The organism is Delftia sp. WSY_7 (assembly GCF_043104845.1).
Lineage (GTDB): Bacteria > Pseudomonadota > Gammaproteobacteria > Burkholderiales > Burkholderiaceae_C > Comamonas > Comamonas tsuruhatensis.
Window position 1 is genome coordinate 20,587 of the sequence record NZ_JBICLB010000053.1, and the last position, 19,616, is coordinate 40,202.

18 protein-coding genes are annotated in these 19,616 nt (G+C 69.3%); 8 read left to right on the forward strand and 10 right to left on the reverse strand.

Annotated features, from left to right (window positions below):
• Position 1: 1 nt before the first annotated feature.
• Both rocF and ACF8ME_RS25950 read right to left on the reverse strand, forming a co-directional pair.
• The gene (gene rocF, locus ACF8ME_RS25945; protein WP_034367698.1) at positions 2-967 is read right to left on the reverse strand and encodes an arginase; all 966 of its coding nucleotides are present in this window, start codon (positions 965-967) and stop codon (positions 2-4) included.
• Positions 968-984: 17 nt separating this feature from the next.
• The gene (locus ACF8ME_RS25950; protein ID WP_392418842.1) at positions 985-2,058 is read right to left on the reverse strand and encodes an ornithine cyclodeaminase; all 1,074 of its coding nucleotides are present in this window, start codon (positions 2,056-2,058) and stop codon (positions 985-987) included.
• Positions 2,059-2,173: 115 nt separating this feature from the next.
• On the opposite strand from ACF8ME_RS25950, the gene ACF8ME_RS25955 reads away from it, so the two are divergent.
• The 3 genes from ACF8ME_RS25955 to sugE all read left to right on the forward strand — a co-directional run bounded on the left by ACF8ME_RS25955 (position 2,174) and on the right by sugE (position 4,446).
• Positions 2,174-3,454, forward strand: coding sequence for a class I SAM-dependent RNA methyltransferase (locus ACF8ME_RS25955; RefSeq protein WP_126312927.1), 1,281 nt, complete (start codon positions 2,174-2,176; stop codon positions 3,452-3,454).
• Positions 3,451-3,939 carry a putative toxin-antitoxin system toxin component, PIN family gene (locus tag ACF8ME_RS25960; RefSeq protein WP_016450511.1) on the forward strand — a complete coding sequence of 163 codons (489 nt, stop codon included), beginning with the start codon at positions 3,451-3,453 and terminating at the stop codon, positions 3,937-3,939. Before ACF8ME_RS25955 ends, ACF8ME_RS25960 begins: the two co-directional genes overlap by 4 nt.
• Before the next feature lie 189 nt (positions 3,940-4,128).
• A complete protein-coding gene (sugE, locus tag ACF8ME_RS25965) occupies positions 4,129-4,446 on the forward strand; it encodes a quaternary ammonium compound efflux SMR transporter SugE (RefSeq protein WP_013804742.1) in 318 nt (105 codons plus the stop codon).
• Positions 4,447-4,459: 13 nt separating this feature from the next.
• Here sugE and ACF8ME_RS25970 read toward each other — a convergent pair whose 3' ends face one another.
• The 3 genes from ACF8ME_RS25970 to ACF8ME_RS25980 form a co-directional block, all read right to left on the reverse strand.
• Positions 4,460-5,011 carry an N-acetyltransferase gene (locus ACF8ME_RS25970; RefSeq protein WP_017406990.1) on the reverse strand — a complete coding sequence of 184 codons (552 nt, stop codon included), beginning with the start codon at positions 5,009-5,011 and terminating at the stop codon, positions 4,460-4,462.
• A 414-nt stretch (positions 5,012-5,425) separates the two neighbouring features.
• On the reverse strand, positions 5,426-7,810 hold the full coding sequence (locus ACF8ME_RS25975) for a cytochrome P450/oxidoreductase (protein WP_392418845.1): 2,385 nt from the start codon (positions 7,808-7,810) through the stop codon (positions 5,426-5,428).
• Between the two features lie 27 nt (positions 7,811-7,837).
• Complete coding sequence (locus ACF8ME_RS25980; RefSeq protein ID WP_034389537.1) at positions 7,838-8,818, reverse strand: tripartite tricarboxylate transporter substrate binding protein; 981 nt, start codon at positions 8,816-8,818, stop codon at positions 7,838-7,840.
• A gap of 160 nt (positions 8,819-8,978) precedes the next feature.
• Here ACF8ME_RS25980 and ACF8ME_RS25985 point away from each other — a divergent pair, with 160 nt between their 5' ends.
• Entirely contained in the window at positions 8,979-9,803 is an 825-nt protein-coding gene (locus tag ACF8ME_RS25985; protein WP_043820050.1) for an IclR family transcriptional regulator, read from the forward strand.
• Between the two features lie 19 nt (positions 9,804-9,822).
• Here the strand turns inward: ACF8ME_RS25985 and ACF8ME_RS25990 are convergent, their stop codons facing one another.
• The gene (locus ACF8ME_RS25990) at positions 9,823-10,686 is read right to left on the reverse strand and encodes a hypothetical protein (RefSeq protein WP_392418849.1); all 864 of its coding nucleotides are present in this window, start codon (positions 10,684-10,686) and stop codon (positions 9,823-9,825) included.
• Positions 10,687-10,826: 140 nt separating this feature from the next.
• On the opposite strand from ACF8ME_RS25990, the gene ACF8ME_RS25995 reads away from it, so the two are divergent.
• Entirely contained in the window at positions 10,827-11,609 is a 783-nt protein-coding gene (locus tag ACF8ME_RS25995; RefSeq protein ID WP_016450517.1) for an IclR family transcriptional regulator, read from the forward strand.
• Between the two features lies 1 nt (position 11,610).
• Here ACF8ME_RS25995 and ACF8ME_RS26000 read toward each other — a convergent pair whose 3' ends face one another.
• The 4 genes from ACF8ME_RS26000 to ACF8ME_RS26015 are packed head-to-tail and all read right to left on the reverse strand — an operon-like array spanning position 11,611 to position 15,758.
• A complete protein-coding gene (locus ACF8ME_RS26000; RefSeq protein ID WP_392418852.1) occupies positions 11,611-12,744 on the reverse strand; it encodes a CaiB/BaiF CoA transferase family protein in 1,134 nt (377 codons plus the stop codon).
• Between the two features lie 21 nt (positions 12,745-12,765).
• Entirely contained in the window at positions 12,766-13,728 is a 963-nt protein-coding gene (locus ACF8ME_RS26005; RefSeq protein ID WP_392418855.1) for a Bug family tripartite tricarboxylate transporter substrate binding protein, read from the reverse strand.
• Positions 13,729-13,768: 40 nt separating this feature from the next.
• The gene (locus ACF8ME_RS26010) at positions 13,769-14,548 is read right to left on the reverse strand and encodes an SDR family NAD(P)-dependent oxidoreductase (protein WP_046988290.1); all 780 of its coding nucleotides are present in this window, start codon (positions 14,546-14,548) and stop codon (positions 13,769-13,771) included.
• A gap of 22 nt (positions 14,549-14,570) precedes the next feature.
• A complete protein-coding gene (locus tag ACF8ME_RS26015; protein WP_392418858.1) occupies positions 14,571-15,758 on the reverse strand; it encodes a thiolase family protein in 1,188 nt (395 codons plus the stop codon).
• 161 nt (positions 15,759-15,919) lie between these two features.
• Between ACF8ME_RS26015 and ACF8ME_RS26020 the strand changes: the two genes are divergently transcribed.
• The 3 genes from ACF8ME_RS26020 to ACF8ME_RS26030 form a co-directional block, all read left to right on the forward strand.
• Entirely contained in the window at positions 15,920-17,485 is a 1,566-nt protein-coding gene (locus ACF8ME_RS26020; protein WP_392418860.1) for an AMP-binding protein, read from the forward strand.
• Between the two features lie 48 nt (positions 17,486-17,533).
• Positions 17,534-18,676, forward strand: a complete 1,143-nt coding sequence (locus ACF8ME_RS26025) for an acyl-CoA dehydrogenase family protein (protein ID WP_392418863.1) — start codon at positions 17,534-17,536, stop codon at positions 18,674-18,676.
• Between the two features lie 269 nt (positions 18,677-18,945).
• Positions 18,946-19,616 (forward strand): type VI secretion system Vgr family protein (locus ACF8ME_RS26030; protein WP_392418866.1); only part of this gene is annotated, 671 nt, incomplete at its 3' end.

A 19,616-nucleotide genomic window follows, 5' to 3' on the forward strand; every position in this document is an offset into this window, starting at 1 on the left:
CTCAGCGATCGGCCCGCACCAGCGTGCTCTTGCCGAACAGGCTCTCCAGCAGGTCCACCACCAGCTCGGCCGTCTGGTTGCGCAGGTCCAGCGCCGGGTTCAGTTCCACCAGGTCCATCGAGCCCAGGCGTCCGGTATCGGCCAGCATCTCCATGCACAGCTGGGCCTCGCGGTAGCTGGGGCCGCCGCGCACGGGCGTGCCCGTGCCGGGCGCGATGTCGGGATCGAGGTAGTCCACGTCGAAGCTCAGGTGCAGGTGGGTGTCGCTGCCGGCGAGGCCGTCGAGCGCGCGGCGCATGACCTCGCGCATGCCCAACTCGTCGATGGCGCGCATGTCGTACACCTCGATGTCCAGCGAATGCAGCAGGCGCTTTTCCTGGTCATCCACGCTGCGCAGGCCGATCTGGCACAGCGAGGCGGCATCCAGCGCCGGATCGCCGCCCTGGGACAGCGCGGTCAGCGGCTCGGGCCCCAGGCCGCACAGGCTGGCCACGGGCATGCCGTGCAGGTTGCCGCTGGGCGAGATATCGGGCGTGTTGCAGTCGGCGTGGGCGTCCAGCCAGATCACGCGCAGCGCGCGGCCCAGGCGGCGGCAGTGGGCGGCCACGGCACTGATCGAGCCCATGGCCAGGCTGTGGTCGCCGCCCAGCATCAGCGGCAGCTCGCCATCGTCCAGCGCCTGGCCCACGGCCTGGTGCACGGCGTCCATCCAGGCGCGGGCCGGTGCGAGGTGGCGCAGCCCCTGCTCGGGCGGTGTCTGGGGATTGGGCGGACCGGCCAGGTTGCCGATGTCGCGCACCTGGCAGCCCAGCTGGCGCAGCGCCGGGGCCAGGCCGGCCACGCGCAGCGCGTCGGGGCCCATGGCGCTGCCCAGGCGGCTGGCGCCGATGTCGGTGGGCACGCCTATGAGTCTCAGGGCGCGTGCGGTCTGCGGGGACGTATGGGTGTTCATGCTCATGGGACCCATGGTATGCAGTCCCCGTGTCAGCCAAAGCCGCGTTCTGCCTGCCCGGCCTCGCGCACCAGCCGGTACAGGTCGCGGGGGTCGGCCAGCGAAGGCACCAGGTCGATCGACTGCATCAGCCCGGTGTCGTGGGCCAGCGCGCGCAACCAGCGCAGGGCCGAATAGTCTTCCAGCGCAAAGCCCACGGAGTCGAACAGCGTGATCTCGGTGTCGTGCCCGCGTCCCGGCGCCAGGCCATTGATGACCTGCCACAGCTCGGTCACGGGCGCGTCGGCGGGCAACTGCTGTATCTCGCCTTCCACGCGCGTCTGGGGCGTGAACTCCACGAAGATGCGCGCGCGCCGCAGCAACTCCACGGGCAGTTCGGTCTTGCCGGGGCAATCGCCGCCGACGGCATTGATGTGGGTGCCGGGGCGCACATCGGCATCGGCGATCACGCAGGCGCGGCGCTTGGCGGCCGTGACCGTGGTGACGATGTCGGCGCCTTCCAGCGCCTGGGCGCTGCTGGTGCAGCAGGTGATGCGCTGGGCGGCAATGCCTGCATGGCCCAGGTTGTCCACCAGCTTGCGCATGGCCTGGACGTCGATGTCGAAGATGCGCAGCCGCTCCACGCCCAGCAGGTGGGTGAAGGCCAGGGCTTGGAATTCGGACTGCGATCCTGCGCCGATCAGCGCCATGCTGCGGCAGCCCGGCCGCACCAGCCGGCGCGCGGCCAGCGCCGAGGTGGCCGCGGTGCGCAGCGCCGTGGCCAGCGTCAGGTCGGACAGGAAGACCGGCAGGCCCGTGGCCACGTCGGCCAGGGCGCCGAATGCCATCACCGTGGGCAGGTCCCGGTCGGCGTTGTCTGGATGGCCATTGACGTACTTGAAGGCGTAGTCCAGCGTATCGGACACGGGCATGAGCTCGATCACGCCGCCGGGCGAATGGTGGGCGAGGCGGGCCGATTTCTCGAAATCGGGCCAGCGCGCGAAGTCTTGCTCGATGGCATCGGCCAGGCCGGCCAGGCAGGCGGCGACGCCGACCTGCGCCACCAGGCGTGCGGCCTGCGTGGCGCCGAGGAAATCCGTGTGGACGGGCGTGGTTCGAGTCTTCATGGTGCTCTCCCTCGCGGTTGCTTCCACTGTAGGCCCGGGCCGAAGCGCAGGCAAGCGGGTTTCGGCTGGCGCCTGCGCGGGGAATCGCGGTGCGCGTATGCTCGGCACCCAAGCTATGAACCAACTGCATCTGTTTTTGCCCTGCGCCGCCGGCGTCGAGGGATTTCTGGCCGACGAGGTCCACGCGATCACCGGCCTGAGCGGCCACGACCTCCTGGTCGGCCGTGGCGGCGTGATGGTGCGCGGCCTGTGGCGCGACGCCCTGCTGCTGAACCTGCACAGCCGTCTGGCCCAGCGCGTGCTGGTGCAGCTGTCGCAGACCCTGTACCGCAACGAAAACGACCTGTACCGCGCCGCCAGCGAAGTGGCCTGGGAGATCTGGTTCTCCCCGCGCGAGAGCTTCAAGATCGAAGTCACGGCCCAGCACAGCCCGCTGACCAGCCTCAACTTTGCGGCGCTGCGCGTCAAGGACGCCATTGCCGACCGCTTCCGCGACAGGAAGGGCGTGCGCCCCGACGTGGAAACGCGCCACCCCGACGTGCGCGTGCACCTGCACCTGACGACCGACGAGGCCACCATCTACATCGACACCTCGGGCGAGGCGCTGTTCAAGCGCGGCTGGCGCGAGGACAAGGGCGATGCGCCGCTCAAGGAAACCCTGGCCGCGGCCATGATCGCCGCCACGGGCTGGGACCCGCACGGCGACGATCCCCAGCCGCTGTACGACCCCTGCTGCGGCAGCGGCACGGTGCTGATCGAGGCCGCGCAGATCGCCCGGCGCATTCCGGCCGGCATCCTGCGGCGCTTCGCGTTCGAAAAGCTCGTGCCCTTCCAGAGGCATGTGTGGGAAGCCATGCTGGACGAGGCAGAGGCCGCCATCCTGCCCGACAGCCCCGTGGGCATCTATGGCTCCGACGTGTCCCACCGCATGGTGGACTTCGCCCAGCGCAACGCCGAGCGCGCGGGCGTGGGCCAGACCGTGCAGCTGCGCGGCGGCGACGCGCTGCAGCGCATGCCGCCCTGCGAGCAGCCCGGCCTGATGCTGCTGAATCCGCCCTATGGCGAGCGCATTGCCGCAGCCGGCTCGGCCGGCCGCAGCGCCGGCGAGCGCATGGCCGTGGTCGAGCGCGCGGGCCGCGAGACGGCCCAGACCGAGGACGGCGTGGAATTCTTCAGCCAGCTGGCCACCCACTGGAAGAAGAACTACAGCGGCTGGAGCGCCTGGATGCTCACGCCCGACCTCAAGCTGCCCGGCAAGATGCGCCTGAAGGAAGCGCGGCGCACGCCCATGTGGAACGGCCCCATCGAGTGCCGGCTGTTCCGCTTCGACATGGTCCGTGGCGCTGTCAAGCCCAGAAAGGCCGCCGAAGGCCCGGCAGAGGGCGCCGCGCCATGAAGATCGTGCTGCGCTGGCCGCAGTGCAACGACGGCTACGAAGGTCCCCTGCCCCGGCCCGTGGTGCTCGATACCAATGTGGTCCTTGACATGCTGATCTTCGACGATCCGCATGTTCCGCCGATCCGCGAGCTGGTGGAGCAGGGGCAGATGCGCTGGATCGCCGACCAGGCCCAGCGCATCGAGCTCGAACGCGTGCTGCACTACAGCCAGATCGCGCCGCGCGTGGCCTTCTACGGCAAGACGGTCGAGGGCGTGCTCTCGGCCTTCGACGGAGCCGTCGAATACGTGGCCGATGCGCCGCGCATCCGCTTTGCCTGCACCGACCCCGACGACCAGCATTTCCTGGACCTGGCCAGCCAGCACCAGGCGCTGCTGATCAGCAAGGACAAGGCCGTGCTCAAGCTGCGCAAGCGTGTGGCCGGCCTGGGCGCCACCGTGGGCAACATCCTGCTGGCCGAGCAGGAAGAGGCACTGGCCGCCTGAAGCCTGGATGCTGTTGTGCAGCAACCACCCAGGCGGCAATGGGGCAACAGGCTGGGTGCGGCCGGCTTGAAGGCTTTCTCCTAAACTGGCGGCCATGCAGGAGGCGCAAGCCCTTCTGCCAGGAGGACGGCCTCCCCCACATCGGGACATGCATGCGCCGGGACGACCCGGCTTCACAAGGAGTTTTCCATGGCATGGGTCTATCTGTTGGTGGCGGGGCTGCTCGAAGTAGTCTGGGCGTTCTCGATGAAGCAATCGCACGGCTTCACGCGGCTGGTGCCCAGCGCCATCACCATCGTCACCATGATCGCCAGCTTCGGCCTGCTGGCCGTGGCCATGCGCAGCCTGCCGCTGGGCACGGCCTACACGATCTGGACCGGCATCGGCGCCGTGGGCGCCTTCCTGGTCGGCATCACGGTCCTGGGCGAGCAGGTCAGCGCCATGCGCATCGGCGCGGCCGTGCTCATCGTCTCGGGCCTGGTGCTGATGAAGATGTCTTCGGACTGAGCGGGGCGGCCGTTCAGCGGCCCGTGCCCAGCTCCAGCGTCAGGCGCAGCATGTCGCGGTGCTGCACGCCGCGCTCCCACAGCTGGGTGGTGTAGTGCTTCAGGAAGAAGTCACGCACGATGCCCGTCACGCGAAAACCCGCGCGCTGGTAGAAGACCAGCTGGTCGCCGAAGCTGCCGGTGCCGACCTCGATGCGGGGAGCACCTTGCGAGCGCGCCCAGGCGATGGCCTGGCGCAGCAGGGCGGTGCCCAGGCCCCGGTGGTGCAGCGATTCCGCGACCGCGATGTTCATCAGCTCCCAGGCGGGTGGGCCTGAGGCCTCGTCGCCGCTGGCGCGCAGCGGCACCAGCACGCACATGCCCAATACCTCGCCGCGCCCGCCGGGACGCGGCGGCTGGCCTTCGCGCTGGAAGGACTCGCGCGCGGCAAAACAGGTGGAGCCCGCCAGATAGCCGCGCACCTTTTCCCGCGACGGATCCGCCGACAGCAGCAGCGGCCACGGCGCCTCGGCCGGGTTCAGCGGCTCTATGTGCCAGGGTGCGAGGGAAACGGAAGGCGCGGTCATAAGCCTGAATCATCCCATGCCTGACATTGGGACGCAGTTGGGCGCCTCTGCGGAATCTTGACGTGCGCTTACAACTGTGCGTTTGCACGCCGGGATCTAGTGGTTTATACTTATTCCTAGGGTAAACGCTTAGAGGGTTTTCCCGGCATTCGCGGCACTTGAGATGCATGCCGCCAGTGATTGTTGAGCGTCTCAGTAAGGAAGTTCACCATGCGCCAAGCAATCTATTCCCTGATCGATTTCATCCAGCAAGCCCGCAACGCCGAGCTCGAAATCGCCAACCAGTAATCCGGTTGGAGGCAGGTGCGCCCCGAAGCGCGCCCACCGATGCGATCGCCCCATTGCCGATGATGGCCTTGGGGCTTTTGTGTTTCTGGGCGCCGGGCTTGCGGGCACAGTGCAGCGGAGCCCTGTCTACAGGCCCAGCACCAGCCTGCCGCTCCTGGCGCGCGAGCAGCAGCTCATCATCTTGGTGCAGGCCGCGCGCTCGCCGCGCGTGAGCACCATGTCTCGGTGGTCCACCTCGCCTTCGAGCACGGGCACTTCGCAGGACCCGCACAGCCCTTCCCGGCAGTCGCTTTGCACTTCGATCTTCGCGCTGCGCAGGGCGTCCAGCAGCGTCTGGTCGTTGCGCACCTGCAGCACAAGGCCCGAGGCGCGCAGTTCCACCTCGAAGCCCTGCTCCCTGGCAGGGTCCAGCGCCCCCACGGTGGAGACGAAGTGCTCCACGCGCAGGCTGTCCTCGGGCCAGTGGCGGCTGGCGGCCTCCAGGCCGTGCAGCAGGCGCGCCGGTCCGCAGGCATGGATGCGGGCTCCGGCGCGCGGCGTGGCGAGCAAGGCGGCGTAGTCGGCGCGCCGGCCTTCCTCCGCCACGTACAGGTGCAGCCGGGCGCCATGCTCGGCCTGCAGCGGCGTCAGCAGCGCCATGCCCGCGCGGCGCCGGCCGCTGTAGTGGATTTCATAGGACAGGCCCAGCGCCCTGGCGCGCCGTGCCATGGCCGAGATGGGCGTGATGCCGATGCCGCCGGCCACCAGGATCAGGTGGCTGGCGCCTTCGTCCAGCGGGAAATGGTTGCGCGGGCCCCGCACCTGTACGGTGGCGCCGCGGTGCAGATGCGCATGCACCCAGGCCGAGCCGCCACGGCCGTTGGCCTCGCGCAGCACGGCAATCTCGTAGCTGCCGGTGTCCTGCGGGTCGCCGCACAGCGAATACTGGCGCGACAGGCCCGTGTCGCCGCATTGCAGGTCGATGTGCGAGCCCGGCGTCCAGCGCGGCAGGGCGTGTCCATCGGCGGCCTTCAGGCGCAGGCGCAGCACGCCTTCGGCGGCAGCCTCGGCCTCGGCCACGACCATGGGCCGGCTGGCGCCGCCCTGCAGGGCTTCGCCGATGCGCACGGGCTGGCGCGCCTGCAGCAGGGCGGGACGGGCGCGCTCGGGGTTCAGGGCCGGGTCCCACTCCACCCACAGGTGTTCGGGGCCCCGGAACGAGGTGTTGGGCACGTAGGTGAACCGCTGCTCGGCCAGCCGCATGTGGGGAAGGCGGCGCGTGAACTCCTCCAGGAAGATCTGCATCTCCATGCGCGCCAGGTTCTTGCCCATGCACTGGTGCGAGCCATAGCCGAAGGTCAGGTGGTCGCCGGCGTTGTCGCGGTGGATGTCGAAGAAGTCGGCATCGGCGAAATGCCGCTCGTCATGGTTGGCCGACGAGGTCACGATGAGCAGCTTCGAGCCCGCCGGCACGGCCACGCCGCCGATCACCACGTCGCGCGTGGCCAGGCGCCGCCAGGCGGCCACCGAGCCGTTGTGGCGCAGGCATTCCTCCACGGCATTGGGGATCAGCGCGGGGTTCTCGCAGATCTGCTTCCAGGCGCCGGGATGCTGCAGCAGCAGCTTGACGGCGTTGGCCGTGGCATTGGCCGTGGTCTCGTGCGCGGCCACGATGCCGGCCATCATCATGGAGTGCAGGTAGGAGTCGGTGACGACCTCGGGAAGCTCCTTTTGCTTGCGTATGCCGTATTGCATCCAGCCCGGCGCATCGGGGTTCTCGCGCATCTTGGCCAGCACCTTGCCGGCCAGCTGCCAGAAGTTGCCCACCGCATGGGCCACGGCCACCTGCTGCTCGGGCCGGGGCCGGCCCCAGGTGTTGACGGTGTGGGCGATGGAGTACTCGCGCAGCCTGTCCATGTCCTCCTCGGGCACGCCGAGGAAGTGCAGGGCCACGGTCAGCGGCACCTCCCACAGCATCTGGTCCACGAGGTCGGCGCGGCCGTCGTCGATGAAGCGGTCCACATAGGCGCGCGCCAGCTCGCGCACCATGGGCTCGTGGTGGCGCAGCTCCTCGGGCGTGAACGGGTCCATCAGCGCGCGGCGGCGCGGCATGTGGGCGGGCTCGTCCTCGTTGACCAGGGTGCGGTTCAGTGCGAAGCCGTAGGAGGCCAGCACGGCATTGGCCTCCTCGCCCGTGGGCGTGATCTTCTCCAGCGCGATCGAGGGACTGAAGGCGATGTTGTCGCGGAACACCGCCTTGATGTCGTCGAAGCGCGTGACCACCCAGTAGCCCAGTTGCGGGCTGTAGAACACCGGCTCCTGCTCGCGCGCCCAGCGCACATATTCGGGCGGGTCCTGCTGGTAGCCGTCGCTGAACGGGTCGAAGGCCGCGGCACCCGCGCTGACGGGGCAGCCCGTGGGGCCGGTCTGGCCGCTGGGCTGGCGGTGGTCGAAGGGGCAGCGCGCGGAGGCGGGCGCAGAGCCGGACGCAAAGGCGGACGGGGCGGCGTTGGAGGCGGCGGAGGCAGTCATGGCAGGTTCGCAGGCAGGCGCGGAGGGTCAATCCAAAGTGATGTTCTGGTCGCGGATCAGCTGGTGCCAGCGCGTGCTTTCGCTGGCCAGCAGCGCGGCGAACTGCTCGGGCGTGTTGCCCACGGGCTCCACGCCGAAATCCACGAGCTTCTGGCGCACGGCGGGCTCGTTGATCGCGGCCACGACCTGCCGGTGCAGGGCCGCGATGACCGGGGCCGGGGTCCTGGCGGGCGCCACCAGTCCCACCAGGGCGGCGGCCTGCACCTTGGGCAGGCCCAGCTCGGCGAAGGTGGGCACGTCGGGCAACTGGGGCAGGCGCGTGGCGTTGGCCACGGCCAGCGGGCGGACCTTGCCGCCCTTGATGAAGCCTGCGCCCGCGGCCAGGTCCACCATCATCACGGGCACCTGGCCGCCGGCCACGTCGCCCAGGGCCGGCGCCGCGCCCTTGTAGGGCGCGTGCACCAGCTTCAGGCCGGCCTCCACCCTGAGCAGTTCCATGGCCAGGTGGTGCGGGCTGCCGGCGCCGGCGGAGGCGTAGTTCACGCCGTCCTTGCTGGTGCGCGCCTGGGCCAGGAAGTCTTTGGCCGTGGCCGCTGCCATGCCGGGGCCGGCCACCAGGATCATCGGGAAGCGGCCCATCAGCGTGACCGGTGCAAGGTCCCTGGCGGGGTTGTAGCTGAGGCTCTTGTAGAGCACGGGATTGAAGACCAGGGTGCCGTTGTCGGCCGACAGCACGGTGTAGCCATCGGCGGCGGCACGCGCGGTTTCCGAGGCACCTATGGCCGTGTTGCCGCCCGGGCGGTTGTCCACCACGATGGGCTGGTGCACCTGGCCGCCCCAGGCCTGGCCTATGGTGCGGGCCAGGAAGTCCGAGCCGCCGCCGGCCGCGTAGGGAACGATCCAGCGCACGTTCCTGCTGGGGAATCCGTCCTGGGCCAGCGCGCCGGGCAGGGCGGTGGCCGATAGCAGGCCTGCGGCCAGTGTGGTGAGGAAAAGGCGCTTGTGCATGGGGCTTGTCTCCGGTGAGGCCTGGGTGGAATCCATGGAATCTCGTTTTGCGTAATTTTTCTACGCATTGCGTAAAAACACCGCCCGGGATTACCCGCAAGCTGCGGCACAATGCCCCGCCAGCCCTTAAAACAGGCCTTTCCAGACCCGCCCTGCCGCCATGACTTCCACTGCTGCCTCCGAGATTGACGAGCCCGCGCCGCCGCGCGAAAGGCGCCAGCGCGTGCAGGCCGCCGAGACCTGCCTGGCCGTGCTCAAGGCCCTGGCCACGCTGGGCGGACGCGCCAGCCTCACGGCCATCGCGGGCGCGGTGGAGGAAAGCCCGGCCAAGGTCCACCGCTACCTGGCCAGCCTGATGGCCGAGGGGCTGGTGGAGCAGGACCGTGGCGGCACGCAGTACGCGCTGGCGGCCGAGGCCATGCGCGTGGGCCTGGCTGCCATGCGGCAGTCCGACCCCATCCGCCTGGCCGAGCCGGCCCTGCTGCACCTGCGCGAGGCCTTGCAGGTCACCAGCTTCGTGGCCGTGATGGGCAACCTGGGGCCGACCATCGTGCGCTTCGAGGAGCCGGGCCTGCCGGTCACCGTCAATGTGCGCGTGGGCTCGGTGATGTCGCTGCTGTGGTCGGCCACGGGGCGCGCCTTCTTCGCCTTCATGGACGACGATGCCCGCGTGGATGCGCTGCTGGCCCGGGAGCTGGCCGAGGCGCCGGCCGCGCGGCGCGCGCTGCTCGATGGCGCGGACCCGCTGGGCACGCTGCGCCGCGAGATCCGCGCTGCGGGCTGCGCCTCGGTGCGCGACGTCAACCTGCCGGGCATCAGCGCCGTGGCGGCGCCGCTGCACGACTACACGGGCCATGTGGTGGGCGTGCTGTGCGCGCTGGGCGCCAGCGGCGGCTTCGACCCGGACCCGCAGGGCGCGGTGGCCCGGGCCCTGCGCGCCGAAGCGGCGCGCGTCAGCGCCTCGCTGGGCCATCTGCCCGGCTGAGGCCTTCAGGCCGCTGCCGCTACGGCGTCACCAGCGTGTAGGCCATGCGCACGCGCTGCATGTCGCGGCCCAGGCGGCGGCTTTCGGGCAGGCGGCGCACCCAGGCCAGCTGTTTCACGGTGCGCGCCATCAGGGCGCGGGTTTCGGGCTCCATGGACTGCACGAAATCCCGCCAAGCCGTGCGCGCGGCCGGCATGGCGCCGGCCTGCTCCAGTATCCAGGCCGTGGAGTGGGCGTAGCACAGGGCATCGCGCACGCGGCACAGCGCCAGGGGTAGGTGGGCGGCAGGGTCGTCCTCGAAGTCGATGAAGCCGATCACGCCATCGGCACAGCAGACCATGTTGCGCGCAAAGGCCTGGCTCAGACAGTCGCCGCTGCCATGCACCTGCTGCAGGGTCTGCAGGCCCTGCAGCCACAGCGCCAGCGTGCTGCCGTCGCTCCGGGGCAGGGCGGCTTCCATGGCATTGCCCAGCGAGGGCGCTTCCACGCCGGGGCTGCCCAGGTGGCGCATGGCAAAGCCGTCCTCGCACTCGGCCAGCACGGCAGGCACGCGCAGGCCGCGCTGCGCGAGCTGGCGCAGGCGGCGTACCTCGGTGCGGATGGCTTCGTGGCCGCCTGGATTGGGCACGGGCCGCAGCACGGGCAGGCGCAGGCACAAGGCGAGCAGGGCCAGCGCGCGATAGCGCCATGCCGGGTTGCTGGCGCCCGCGCGCTTGACCCAGATGGTTTCGTCTTCCCGGTCATAGCGCTGGATGCTCAGGGGCTGGCTCAGCACATGGGCGCGCAAAAAGGCGTCGTAGTCTGGCGATTCGGAAGGCGGGACGGCGGCAAACGGTTCGGACACGGCAGGCTTTTCTGGTGGGAGGCGCAGGGCGCCAAGCATGGACCGATTGTGCCGTGTCATGTCCGTTGCGCGGGGCAAGGCCTGTTTACGGGTTTGCACTGCGCATGGCCCTGGAAATCTGTGCGGCGGCACCCTGAAAATTGAGACAATCGTTTCATCTTTTCAGCCCTCATCAATCCATGAATTCCGAAGACAGTGGCAAGCTGGTGGCCGCCCTGGTGCGCGGCATCTCCGTACTGCAGTGCTTTTCCAACAAGCACCAGGAACTCAGCGCCCGTGAACTGATGGACATGACGGGCCTGCCCAAGCCCACGCTGTTCCGCCTGATCGACACCCTGTGCGAACTGAACCTGATGCGCTACTCCGAGCGCCTGTCCAAGTACGTGCCGGGCGTGGGGCTGCTGAACCTGTCCTCGCCCGTGCTGGCGCGCATGCACATGCGCCAGTTCGCGCGGCCGCACATGCAGGAGCTGGCCAATCACCTGGAGGGCCAGATCCAGCTGGCCGTGGGCCACGGCCGCCAGCTGTGCCTGGTGGAGCTGGCCAACGGCCTGACCAACAAGGTCTTCCTGCCCGAGATCGGCGTGCACATCTCGCTGTCGCGCACCGCCACGGGCCGCGCCTACCTGCTGAGCCTGCCCGAGGCCGAGCGCGAGGCCTTCATCGCCGAGCTGCAGGCCGACGATCCCGCACGCGCCCAGCAACTGCGCGAGCGGCTCGACGATGCGCGGCGCGACCTGGCCGAGCACGGCTTTTGCCGCAGCCACGGCGACCTGCACCGCGAGATCCAGTCCATTGCCGTGCCCATGTCCACGGCCCAGGACGGCGAGTACTGGGTGTTCTCGGTCTCCCTGCCCATCTACAGCCCGCAAAGCCGCGCGCTGGAAAGCGATGCCGGGCCGCGCCTGATCACGCTGGTGCGCCTGGTCGAAGGCATGCTGGGCGCCTCCAGCCTCTCGTGAATCAGCGGGCGCTGCGCCAGACTTCCTGCGCGCGCCCTGCGCTCACCTTCTCCCGCACGCTGGCGGTGTCGGAGCCTGCGGCATTCGCAGGGCCCGGCGCATAGGCCTGGCCGTCAAAGCGTGGCGCGGGGCTGGCCTGCAGGGCGCCGCCTTCGGGCTGCAGGTAGACGCCGCGCGCCTGCAGGTGCGGGTGGCGGGCGGCTTCCACAGGGCTGAGCACGGCGCCGAAGCAGGCATCGCTGCCCTCCAGCAATTGCTGCCAGTGCGCGCGGGGCCGGGAGGCGAACAGCGTCTGCAGCTGCGCGCGCCGCGCGGGCCAGGCGGCGCGGTCCCACTGGGGGCCCTGGAACGCTGCGGCACCGGTCAGGCCCAGCCTGTCCAGCAGCAGGGCGTGGAACTGCGGCTCGATGGCGCCCACGGTGATGAAGCCGCCATCGGCACAGGCATAGGTTTCGTAGAACGGCGCACTGTCGTGGATGCTGTGGCCGCGCTCGTCGGCCACCAGCCCGCGCTGGCGCGCATGCAGCATGAGGTTGAGCATGTGCGCCGCACCATCGACGATGGCCGCGTCCACCACGGTGCCGCGCCCCGTGGCGCGTGCCTGCACGATGCCGGCCAGCAGCCCCGTCATCAGGTACATGGCGCCGCCGCCGATGTCGCCCAGCGTGGCAAACGGCGAGACCGGCCGGGCATCGGCCGGCGCGCATCCCCACAGCGCGCCCGAGACGGCCGCATAGTTGTTGTCGTGGCCGGCTGCCTGGGCCAGCGGGCCGTCCTGGCCCCAGCCCGTCATGCGGCCATAGACCAGGCGCGGGTTGAGGGCCTGGCAGGCCTCGGGTCCCAGGCCCAGGCGCTCCATGGCGCCGGGCCGCATGCCCTCGATCAGCGCATCGGCATCGCGCGCCAGGGCCAGCACCAGGTCACGCCCTTCGGGCGACTTGAGATCGGCGAACACCGAGCGCTTGCCGCGCGACAGCGCGGAGGCGGATGAGGCGGCTGAGGCGGCGGCGGGTTCCGCCTCGGGCCGCACGATGGACACCACATCGGCTCCCAGGTCCGCCAGATGCATGGCGCAGAACGGCCCCGGGCCGATGCCGCCAATCTCCAGCACGCGCACGCTGTCCAGCACCTTCATGGCGTCTCCGTCGAAATCGGTTCAGTCGAGTTGCAGTTGGCGGCTGGTGATCAGCGCGCCCCAGCTCTTGCGGTCGTTGTCCACCAGCTGGGTGAACTGCGCCTGCGGCATGCCGCCCGGGCGGCCGCCGAGCTCGCGGTAGCGGCGCGCCACCTCGGGGTCCCGGAGCACGGCGACAAGGCCGTCGGTGAGCTTGCGCACCACGGCGGGCGGCGTCTGCGCGGGCAGGAAGAAACCCATCCAGCCGACCTTGTCGAAGTCCTGCAGGCCCAGTTCGGTGGTGGTGGGCACGTTGGGCAGCTCGGGCTCGCGCTGCGCGCCGGTCACGGCGATGGGATGCAGCTTGCCCGCCTTGATGTGCACCAGCGAGGCCGTGAGGTTGTCGAACATGAACTGCGTCTCACCCGAGACGACCGCCGCCGTGGCCGGTGCCGAGCCGCGGTAGGGCACATGCACCACGTCCACGCCCGTGCGCTCGCGCAGCAGCTCGCCCATGAGGTGCGTGGTCTGGCCCACGCCGGCCGAGGAGAACGACAGCTTGCCCGGCGCCTGCCGCGCGGCCTTGAGCAGATCGTCCAGCGAGCGCACCGGCGATGCCTGGGGCACGACCAGCACGTTGGAGAACGAGATCATGTCCGTCAGCGCCACGAAGTCCTCGGGCCTGTAGGGCAGCTTCTTGTAGGCCGTGTAGTTGATGGCGTTGGAGCCCGTGTTGCCCACCAGCACCGTATAGCCGTCCGGCTGCGCGCGTGCCACCTGGCTGGCACCGATGGAGCCGCCCGCGCCCGGCTTGTTGTCCACGATGACGGGCTGGCCCAGCCGCTCGCCCAGCTTGAGCGCCAGCAGCCGCGCGGGAATGTCGGTGGAGCCCCCGGCCGCGCCCGGCACGACCAGGGTGATGGGCCGCGTGGGCCAGGCATCGGCTGCAATGGCTGCCGTGGCGCACAGCAAGGCAGCCGCCGCCAGCGTGAGACGTTTGAACATGGTGTTTCTTCTCCGCGCGTGTGCTGGGCCGGGGCGCTTCTCAGCGAGGACTCATCCGAATGGCACCGTCCAGGCGAATCGTCTCGCCATTGAGCATGGGATTTTCAAGAATGTGCAGCGCGGTCAGCGCGTACTCGGACGGGTGGCCCAGGCGTGCGGGGTTGGGCACGGAGGCGGCCAGCGACTGGCGGATGTTGTCGGGCAGCTTGGCCAGGATGGGCGTGTCGAACAGGCCCGGCGCAATGGTGCACACGCGGATCATGCGCGTGGCCAGGTCGCGCGCGGCGACGATGGTCATGCCGATGATGCCGGCCTTGGCCGAGGCGTAGGGAATCTGGCCGATCTGCCCCTCGTAGCCCGCCACCGAGGCCGTGAGCACGCAGGCGCCGCGCTCGCCTTGCACGGGCTCGTTGCGCGCCATGCTGGCGGCGGCCAGGCGCAGCGTGTTGAAGGTGCCGATCAGGTTCACGCGCACGATGCCCGTGTACTTGTCCAGCGAGCCCGGGCTGCCGTCCTTTTCCACCAGCCGCAGCGGCCCGCCCACGCCCGCACAGTGCACCAGGGCGCGGAACTCGCCGAAGTCCTCGGCGGCCGCAATGGCGGCGGCCATCTGGTCGGCGTCGGCCACGTCGGCCTTCACGAAGCGCAGGCGGCTGCCGTGGCGCTGGCGCGCGGCATCCACCATGGCCGCGCCGCGGTCCTCGTTCAGGTCCACCACCACCACGTTCAGGCCGCGCTCCAGCAGCGCCTGGGCCGATGCCTCGCCCAGGCCCGATACGCCGCCCGTCACCAGGGCCGTCATGTTCTCTTGCAGTTGCATGGATGTGTCTCCCGTGCCTGGCTCACAGGCGTTCGATGATGGTGGCGTTGGCCATGCCGCCGGCCTCGCACATGGATTGCAGGCCGTAGCGCGCGCCGCTGTCCTCCAGCGCGTGCAGCATGGTGGTCATCAGGCGGATGCCCGAGGCCCCCAGCGGATGGCCCAGGGCGATGGCGCCGCCGCGCGGGTTCAGCCGCTCGGGGTCGGCGCCCAGTTCCCTCAGCTCTTTCAGCCAGGCCAGCGGCACGGAGGCGAAGGCCTCGTTGATCTCGCAGTGGTCCATCTGCTCCAGCCGCATGCCGGCCTTGGCCAGCACGCGCCGCGTGGCGGGAATGGGGGCCGTGAGCATGTACAGCGGATCGTCGCCCACCACGTCCAGCGCCACGAAGCGCGCTCGCGGGCGCAGGCCCAGTTGCTGGGCGCGCTTCTCGCTCATCAGCAGCATGGCGCTGGCGCCGTCGGTCATCTGCGAGGCATTGCCCGCCGTGGTGTGCCAGCGGATCTGCGGAAAGCGCGCCGACAGCTCGTCGTTCTGGAACACGGCCTTGAGCGCGCCCAGCTTCTGCGCCGTGGTGCCCGGGCGGATGGTCTCGTCGGCCTTGACGAGGCCGGCAGGCGTGGTGATGCCCACGATCTCGCGCTCGAAACGCCCGGCCGACTGGGCCGCATGGGCGCGCTGGTGCGATCGCGCGGCATAGGCATCCAGTTCCTCGCGGCCCAGGTCCCAGCGCGCGGCCACGAGGTCGGCCGACACGCCCTGGCCCACCAGCCCCGGCGCAAAGCGCGCATCAAAGCGTGCGCCCGTGGTGTTCTGCCCCATGCGCGAGCTGCCCATGGGCACGCGGCTCATGGACTCCACGCCGCAGGCGATCACCATGTCCTGCGTGCCCGACATGATGGCCTGCACGGCAAAGTGCACGGCCTGCTGGCTGGAGCCGCACTTGCGGTCGATGGTGGTGGACGGCACATGGGCCGGCAGGCCTGCGGCCAGCCAGGCCAGGCGGCCCGGCGTGCCGGCCTGCTCGCCAGCCTGGCTCACGCAGCCGGTGATCACATCGTCCACCGCGCCGGGGTCGATGCGGTTGCGCTGCACGAGCTGCTCCAGCACCTGGCTGAGCAGATCGACGGGGTGGAGTTGGGCCAGGGCGCCATCGGGCTTGGCCCGGGCCATGGGACTGCGGATGGCATCGACGATGACGGGAGTGTTCATGCTGATTTAATGAGACTGGAGGTTCACGAAATGAATGATAAGTCTCGAAATTTGCATTGAACAAAGCGTTTTCCCGGATGAAAAACCGCGCGCAAACAAAAATACTTGCTGAAACCCGATGAATTCGAGACGGCGGATTCAAAAAAGCAAAGGAGACAGGCGTGCATGACTTTCACAGCTGGGCCGATGCCCGGCCCGACCGCGTTGCGCTGACCATGGGCGACAGCGGCCAGCAGCACACGGCGGGCGCGCTGGCGCAGCGCTCGCGCGAAGTGGCGCAGTGGATGGCGGGGCAGGGCCTGGCGGCCGGCGACACGGTGGCCGTGCTGATGGAAAACCGCGTGGAGATCCTGGAGCTGGTGCTGGCCGCGCGCCTGGCGGGCCTGTACACGGTGGTCATCAGCACCCACCTGACGGCGCCCGAGGTGGCCTACATCCTGGGCGACAGCGGGGTGCGCCATGTCTTTGCCTCGGCCGCCACGGCGGCGCAGCTGCCGGCCGAACTGGCCGCCTCCGTGCATTCGGTGGACGGAGACTGCGCATCCACGGGCCTGCCGTCGCTGGCCGATGCCCTGGCCGCCTGGCGTGCGCAGGCGCCCGCGCCCATCGACCTGTCAGGCCGTCCGCTGGGGCGCGACCTGCTGTACTCCTCGGGCACCACGGGCCGGCCCAAGGGCATCAAGAAGGCGCTGCCGGCGGCGCTCTACCGCACGCAGGCCGACCCCGAATTCCTGGCCTGGCAGCGCAACATGGGCTTTGATGCCGACACGGTCTACCTCTCGCCCGCGCCGCTGTACCACGCAGCGCCGCTGCGCTACTGCCTGCGCACGCTGGACGGCGGCGGCGCGGTGGTGATCACGGCGCGCTTCGACGCACAGCAGGCGCTGGCGATGATCGAGCGCTACCGCATCACCCACAGCCAATGGGTGCCGACCATGCTGGGCCGCCTGCTGCAGCTGCCCGAGGAGGTGCGGCACGGCTATGACCTGTCCAGCCACCGCTGCGCCATCCATGCGGCCGCGCCCTGCCCGGTGGCCGTCAAGCAGGCGCTGCTGGACTGGTGGGGCGACATCCTGCTGGAGTACTACGCAGGCTCCGAAGGCTGCGGCATCACCCTGATCAACTCCGCCGAATGGCGCCGGCGTCCAGGCTCCGTGGGCCGCGCCAGCTACGGTCGGCTGCGCATCGTGGGCGACGACGGGCAGGAGCTGCCTGCGGGCCAGATCGGCCGCGTGTTCTTCTCGGACGTGGCGCCCTTCGCCTACCTCAACGACCCCGCCAAGACCCGCGAGGCCATCGACGAGCGCGGCTGGGCCACCTATGGCGACCTGGGCCATGTGGACGAGGAGGGCTACCTCTTTCTCAGCGACCGGCGGGCCGACCTCATCCTGTCGGGCGGCGTCAACCTCTATCCGCAGGAAATAGAGAACGCGCTGGCCACGCACCCGGCCGTGCAGGAGGTGGCCGTGGTCGGCGTGCCCGAGCCCGACTTCGGCGAGCAGCCCATGGCCGTGGTCGTGCTGCGCCAGGGCCATGCGGCCAGTGCAGAGATGGCGCACGCCATCGTCGCCGAGGCCGGCGCCACGCTGTCGCGCCTCAAGCGCCCGCAGCGCCTGCAGTTCGTGGACGAGCTGCCGCGCCTGCCCACGGGCAAGCTGCTGCGCCGCGTGCTCAAGGACAGGCTGCGCGAGCAGCCGCACGCGGGCTTCAACCTGCGCAGCGCCTGAACGGCCCTTCACCGTCTTTCCTCACCGACAACCACCGGATACCGACCCATGCAAGACCTGACCGAGCGCTCCGTCTACCGCGAAGACCATGAACAGTTCCGCGAGCAGGCCCGCCGCTTCTTCGAGCGCGAGATCGTGCCCCACCATGCCGAATGGGAGCGCCAGGGCATCGTGCCCAAGGAGGTCTGGCGCAAGGCCGGGCGCGAAGGCCTGCTCAACCCCATGCTGCCCGAGCCCTACGGCGGCGGCGGCGACTTCGGCCATGCGGCCGTGCTGCTGGAGGAGATCGCGCGCACGGGCGCCAGCGGGCTGGGCTTTCCGCTGCATTCGGACATCGTCGCGCCCTACATCCATGCCTATGGCAGCAAGGCCCAGAAGGACCGCTGGCTGCCGCGCATGGCCGCAGGCGAGCTGATCGGCGCCATCGCCATGACCGAGCCCGGCGCGGGCAGCGACCTCAAGTCCGTGCGCACCACGGCGCGGCGCGAGGGCGACCACTACGTGCTCAACGGCCAGAAGACCTTCATCACCAACGGCATCAACTCGGAACTGGTCATCGTCGTCGCCAAGACCGCGCCCGAGATGGGTGCCAAGGGCGTGTCCCTGATCGTGGTCGAGGACGGCATGCCCGGCTTCTCCAAGGGCCGCAAGCTCGAGAAGATCGGCCTCATGGCGCAGGACACCTCGGAGCTGTTCTTCGACAACGTGCGCGTGCCGGCCGACCACCTGCTGGGCGAGGAGAACGCGGGCTTCAAGTACCTCATGCACGAACTGGCCCAGGAGCGCCTGGTGGTGGCCGTGCGCGCGGCCGCCTCCATCGAGGCCTTTTTGCACAAGACCATTGCCTACACGCGCGAGCGCAAGGCCTTCGGCCAGCCGGTGTTCGACTTCCAGAACACGCGCTTCAAGCTGGCCGAGGCCAAGGCCCAGGCCACCATGCTGCGCGTCTTCGTGGACGACTGCATCGCCCTGCACCTGCGCCGCGCGCTCGCCCCCGACCGGGCCGCCATGGTCAAGCTCAATGCCACGGCGCTGCAAAACCGCCTGCTCGACGAATTCCTGCAACTGCACGGCGGCTACGGCTACATGACCGAATACCAGATCGGCCGCGCCTGGACCGATGCGCGCATAGGGCGCATCTACGGGGGCAGCGACGAGATCATGAAGGAGATCATCGGAAGGACTCTTTGAACCCCTGAGCGGCTGCGCGGGCGTGCGGCGCCCTGATCCGGGGGCGGCCAGCCGGGGCGATGTGTGGCGGCTGCACATCATGAAGGCCCTTGCTCCGGCCGCTTGTCCTAGGCTTTTCCCAAGCCCGATCCGAGTGGGAGACGCGGCAATTTTCCTTTTGGCAATCCTATTTTTTGGCAGAAATTGGAATTTCCATAGAGCGGCTCATTCTTCCATGATCTTTCCGTATTGAAAGATCGGGAGGGCGCCCCCACAGGGCGAGAGCACCAATGACACGCCGAGTCACCATCCATACGCCATTGGGCGATGAACTGCATTTCCGTGAATTGCGCGGCCAGGAAAACATCAGCCAGCTCTTCAGCCTCGATGTGGAAATGCTCAGCGAAAGCGAAAGCATCGATCCCAAGGCCCTATTGGGCAAAAACGCCACCATAGAAATAGAAACCCAGGGCAGCGGCAGGCGCTTCATCGACGGCATCGTCACCCGCTTCGGCATGCAGGGCCAGGACCATCGCCACTACGCCTACAAGGCCCGCCTGAGCCCCTGGCTGTGGCTTGCCACGCGCAAGAGCGACTTTCGCATCTTCCAGAACCTCAACGTGCCCGACATCGTCGAGCAGGTATTGGGCGTCTATGGCCATCCAATGCAAAGGAAACTCACGCGCGCCTATCGCAGTTGGGATTACTGCGTGCAATACAACGAAAGCGATTGCGACTTCGTCTCGCGATTGATGGAGCACGAAGGCATCTACTATTTCTTCGAGCACGCATCGGGCCGGCACACCCTGGTGCTGTGCGACGACATCATTGCCTCGCACGGCGCATTGCCCGGCGGCGAATCCATTCCCTTCTATCCCCCGGAAAAAGCCGCCGCAGGCGACCAGGAAAACATCCACGCCTGGCAGCTGGAGCAGGAAATCAAGCCAGGCCGCCATTACAT

What these genes read in the sequence shown, in the direction of transcription:
- ACF8ME_RS26015 (WP_392418858.1), bottom strand. Translation starts at nt 15,758, where the DNA reads ATGAACACTCCCGTCATCGTCGATGCCATCCGCAGTCCCATGGCCCGG.
- rocF (WP_034367698.1), bottom strand. Translation starts at nt 967, where the DNA reads ATGGGTCCCATGAGCATGAACACCCATACGTCCCCGCAGACCGCACGC.
- ACF8ME_RS25980 (WP_034389537.1), bottom strand. Translation starts at nt 8,818, where the DNA reads ATGCACAAGCGCCTTTTCCTCACCACACTGGCCGCAGGCCTGCTATCG.
- ACF8ME_RS26010 (WP_046988290.1), bottom strand. Translation starts at nt 14,548, where the DNA reads ATGCAACTGCAAGAGAACATGACGGCCCTGGTGACGGGCGGCGTATCG.
- sugE (WP_013804742.1), top strand. Translation starts at nt 4,129, where the DNA reads ATGGCATGGGTCTATCTGTTGGTGGCGGGGCTGCTCGAAGTAGTCTGG.
- ACF8ME_RS26005 (WP_392418855.1), bottom strand. Translation starts at nt 13,728, where the DNA reads ATGTTCAAACGTCTCACGCTGGCGGCGGCTGCCTTGCTGTGCGCCACG.
- ACF8ME_RS25970 (WP_017406990.1), bottom strand. Translation starts at nt 5,011, where the DNA reads ATGACCGCGCCTTCCGTTTCCCTCGCACCCTGGCACATAGAGCCGCTG.
- ACF8ME_RS25975 (WP_392418845.1), bottom strand. Translation starts at nt 7,810, where the DNA reads ATGACTGCCTCCGCCGCCTCCAACGCCGCCCCGTCCGCCTTTGCGTCC.
- ACF8ME_RS25950 (WP_392418842.1), bottom strand. Translation starts at nt 2,058, where the DNA reads ATGAAGACTCGAACCACGCCCGTCCACACGGATTTCCTCGGCGCCACG.
- ACF8ME_RS25990 (WP_392418849.1), bottom strand. Translation starts at nt 10,686, where the DNA reads ATGCTTGGCGCCCTGCGCCTCCCACCAGAAAAGCCTGCCGTGTCCGAA.
- ACF8ME_RS26025 (WP_392418863.1), top strand. Translation starts at nt 17,534, where the DNA reads ATGCAAGACCTGACCGAGCGCTCCGTCTACCGCGAAGACCATGAACAG.
- ACF8ME_RS25955 (WP_126312927.1), top strand. Translation starts at nt 2,174, where the DNA reads ATGAACCAACTGCATCTGTTTTTGCCCTGCGCCGCCGGCGTCGAGGGA.
- ACF8ME_RS25960 (WP_016450511.1), top strand. Translation starts at nt 3,451, where the DNA reads ATGAAGATCGTGCTGCGCTGGCCGCAGTGCAACGACGGCTACGAAGGT.
- ACF8ME_RS25985 (WP_043820050.1), top strand. Translation starts at nt 8,979, where the DNA reads ATGACTTCCACTGCTGCCTCCGAGATTGACGAGCCCGCGCCGCCGCGC.
- ACF8ME_RS25995 (WP_016450517.1), top strand. Translation starts at nt 10,827, where the DNA reads ATGAATTCCGAAGACAGTGGCAAGCTGGTGGCCGCCCTGGTGCGCGGC.
- ACF8ME_RS26000 (WP_392418852.1), bottom strand. Translation starts at nt 12,744, where the DNA reads ATGAAGGTGCTGGACAGCGTGCGCGTGCTGGAGATTGGCGGCATCGGC.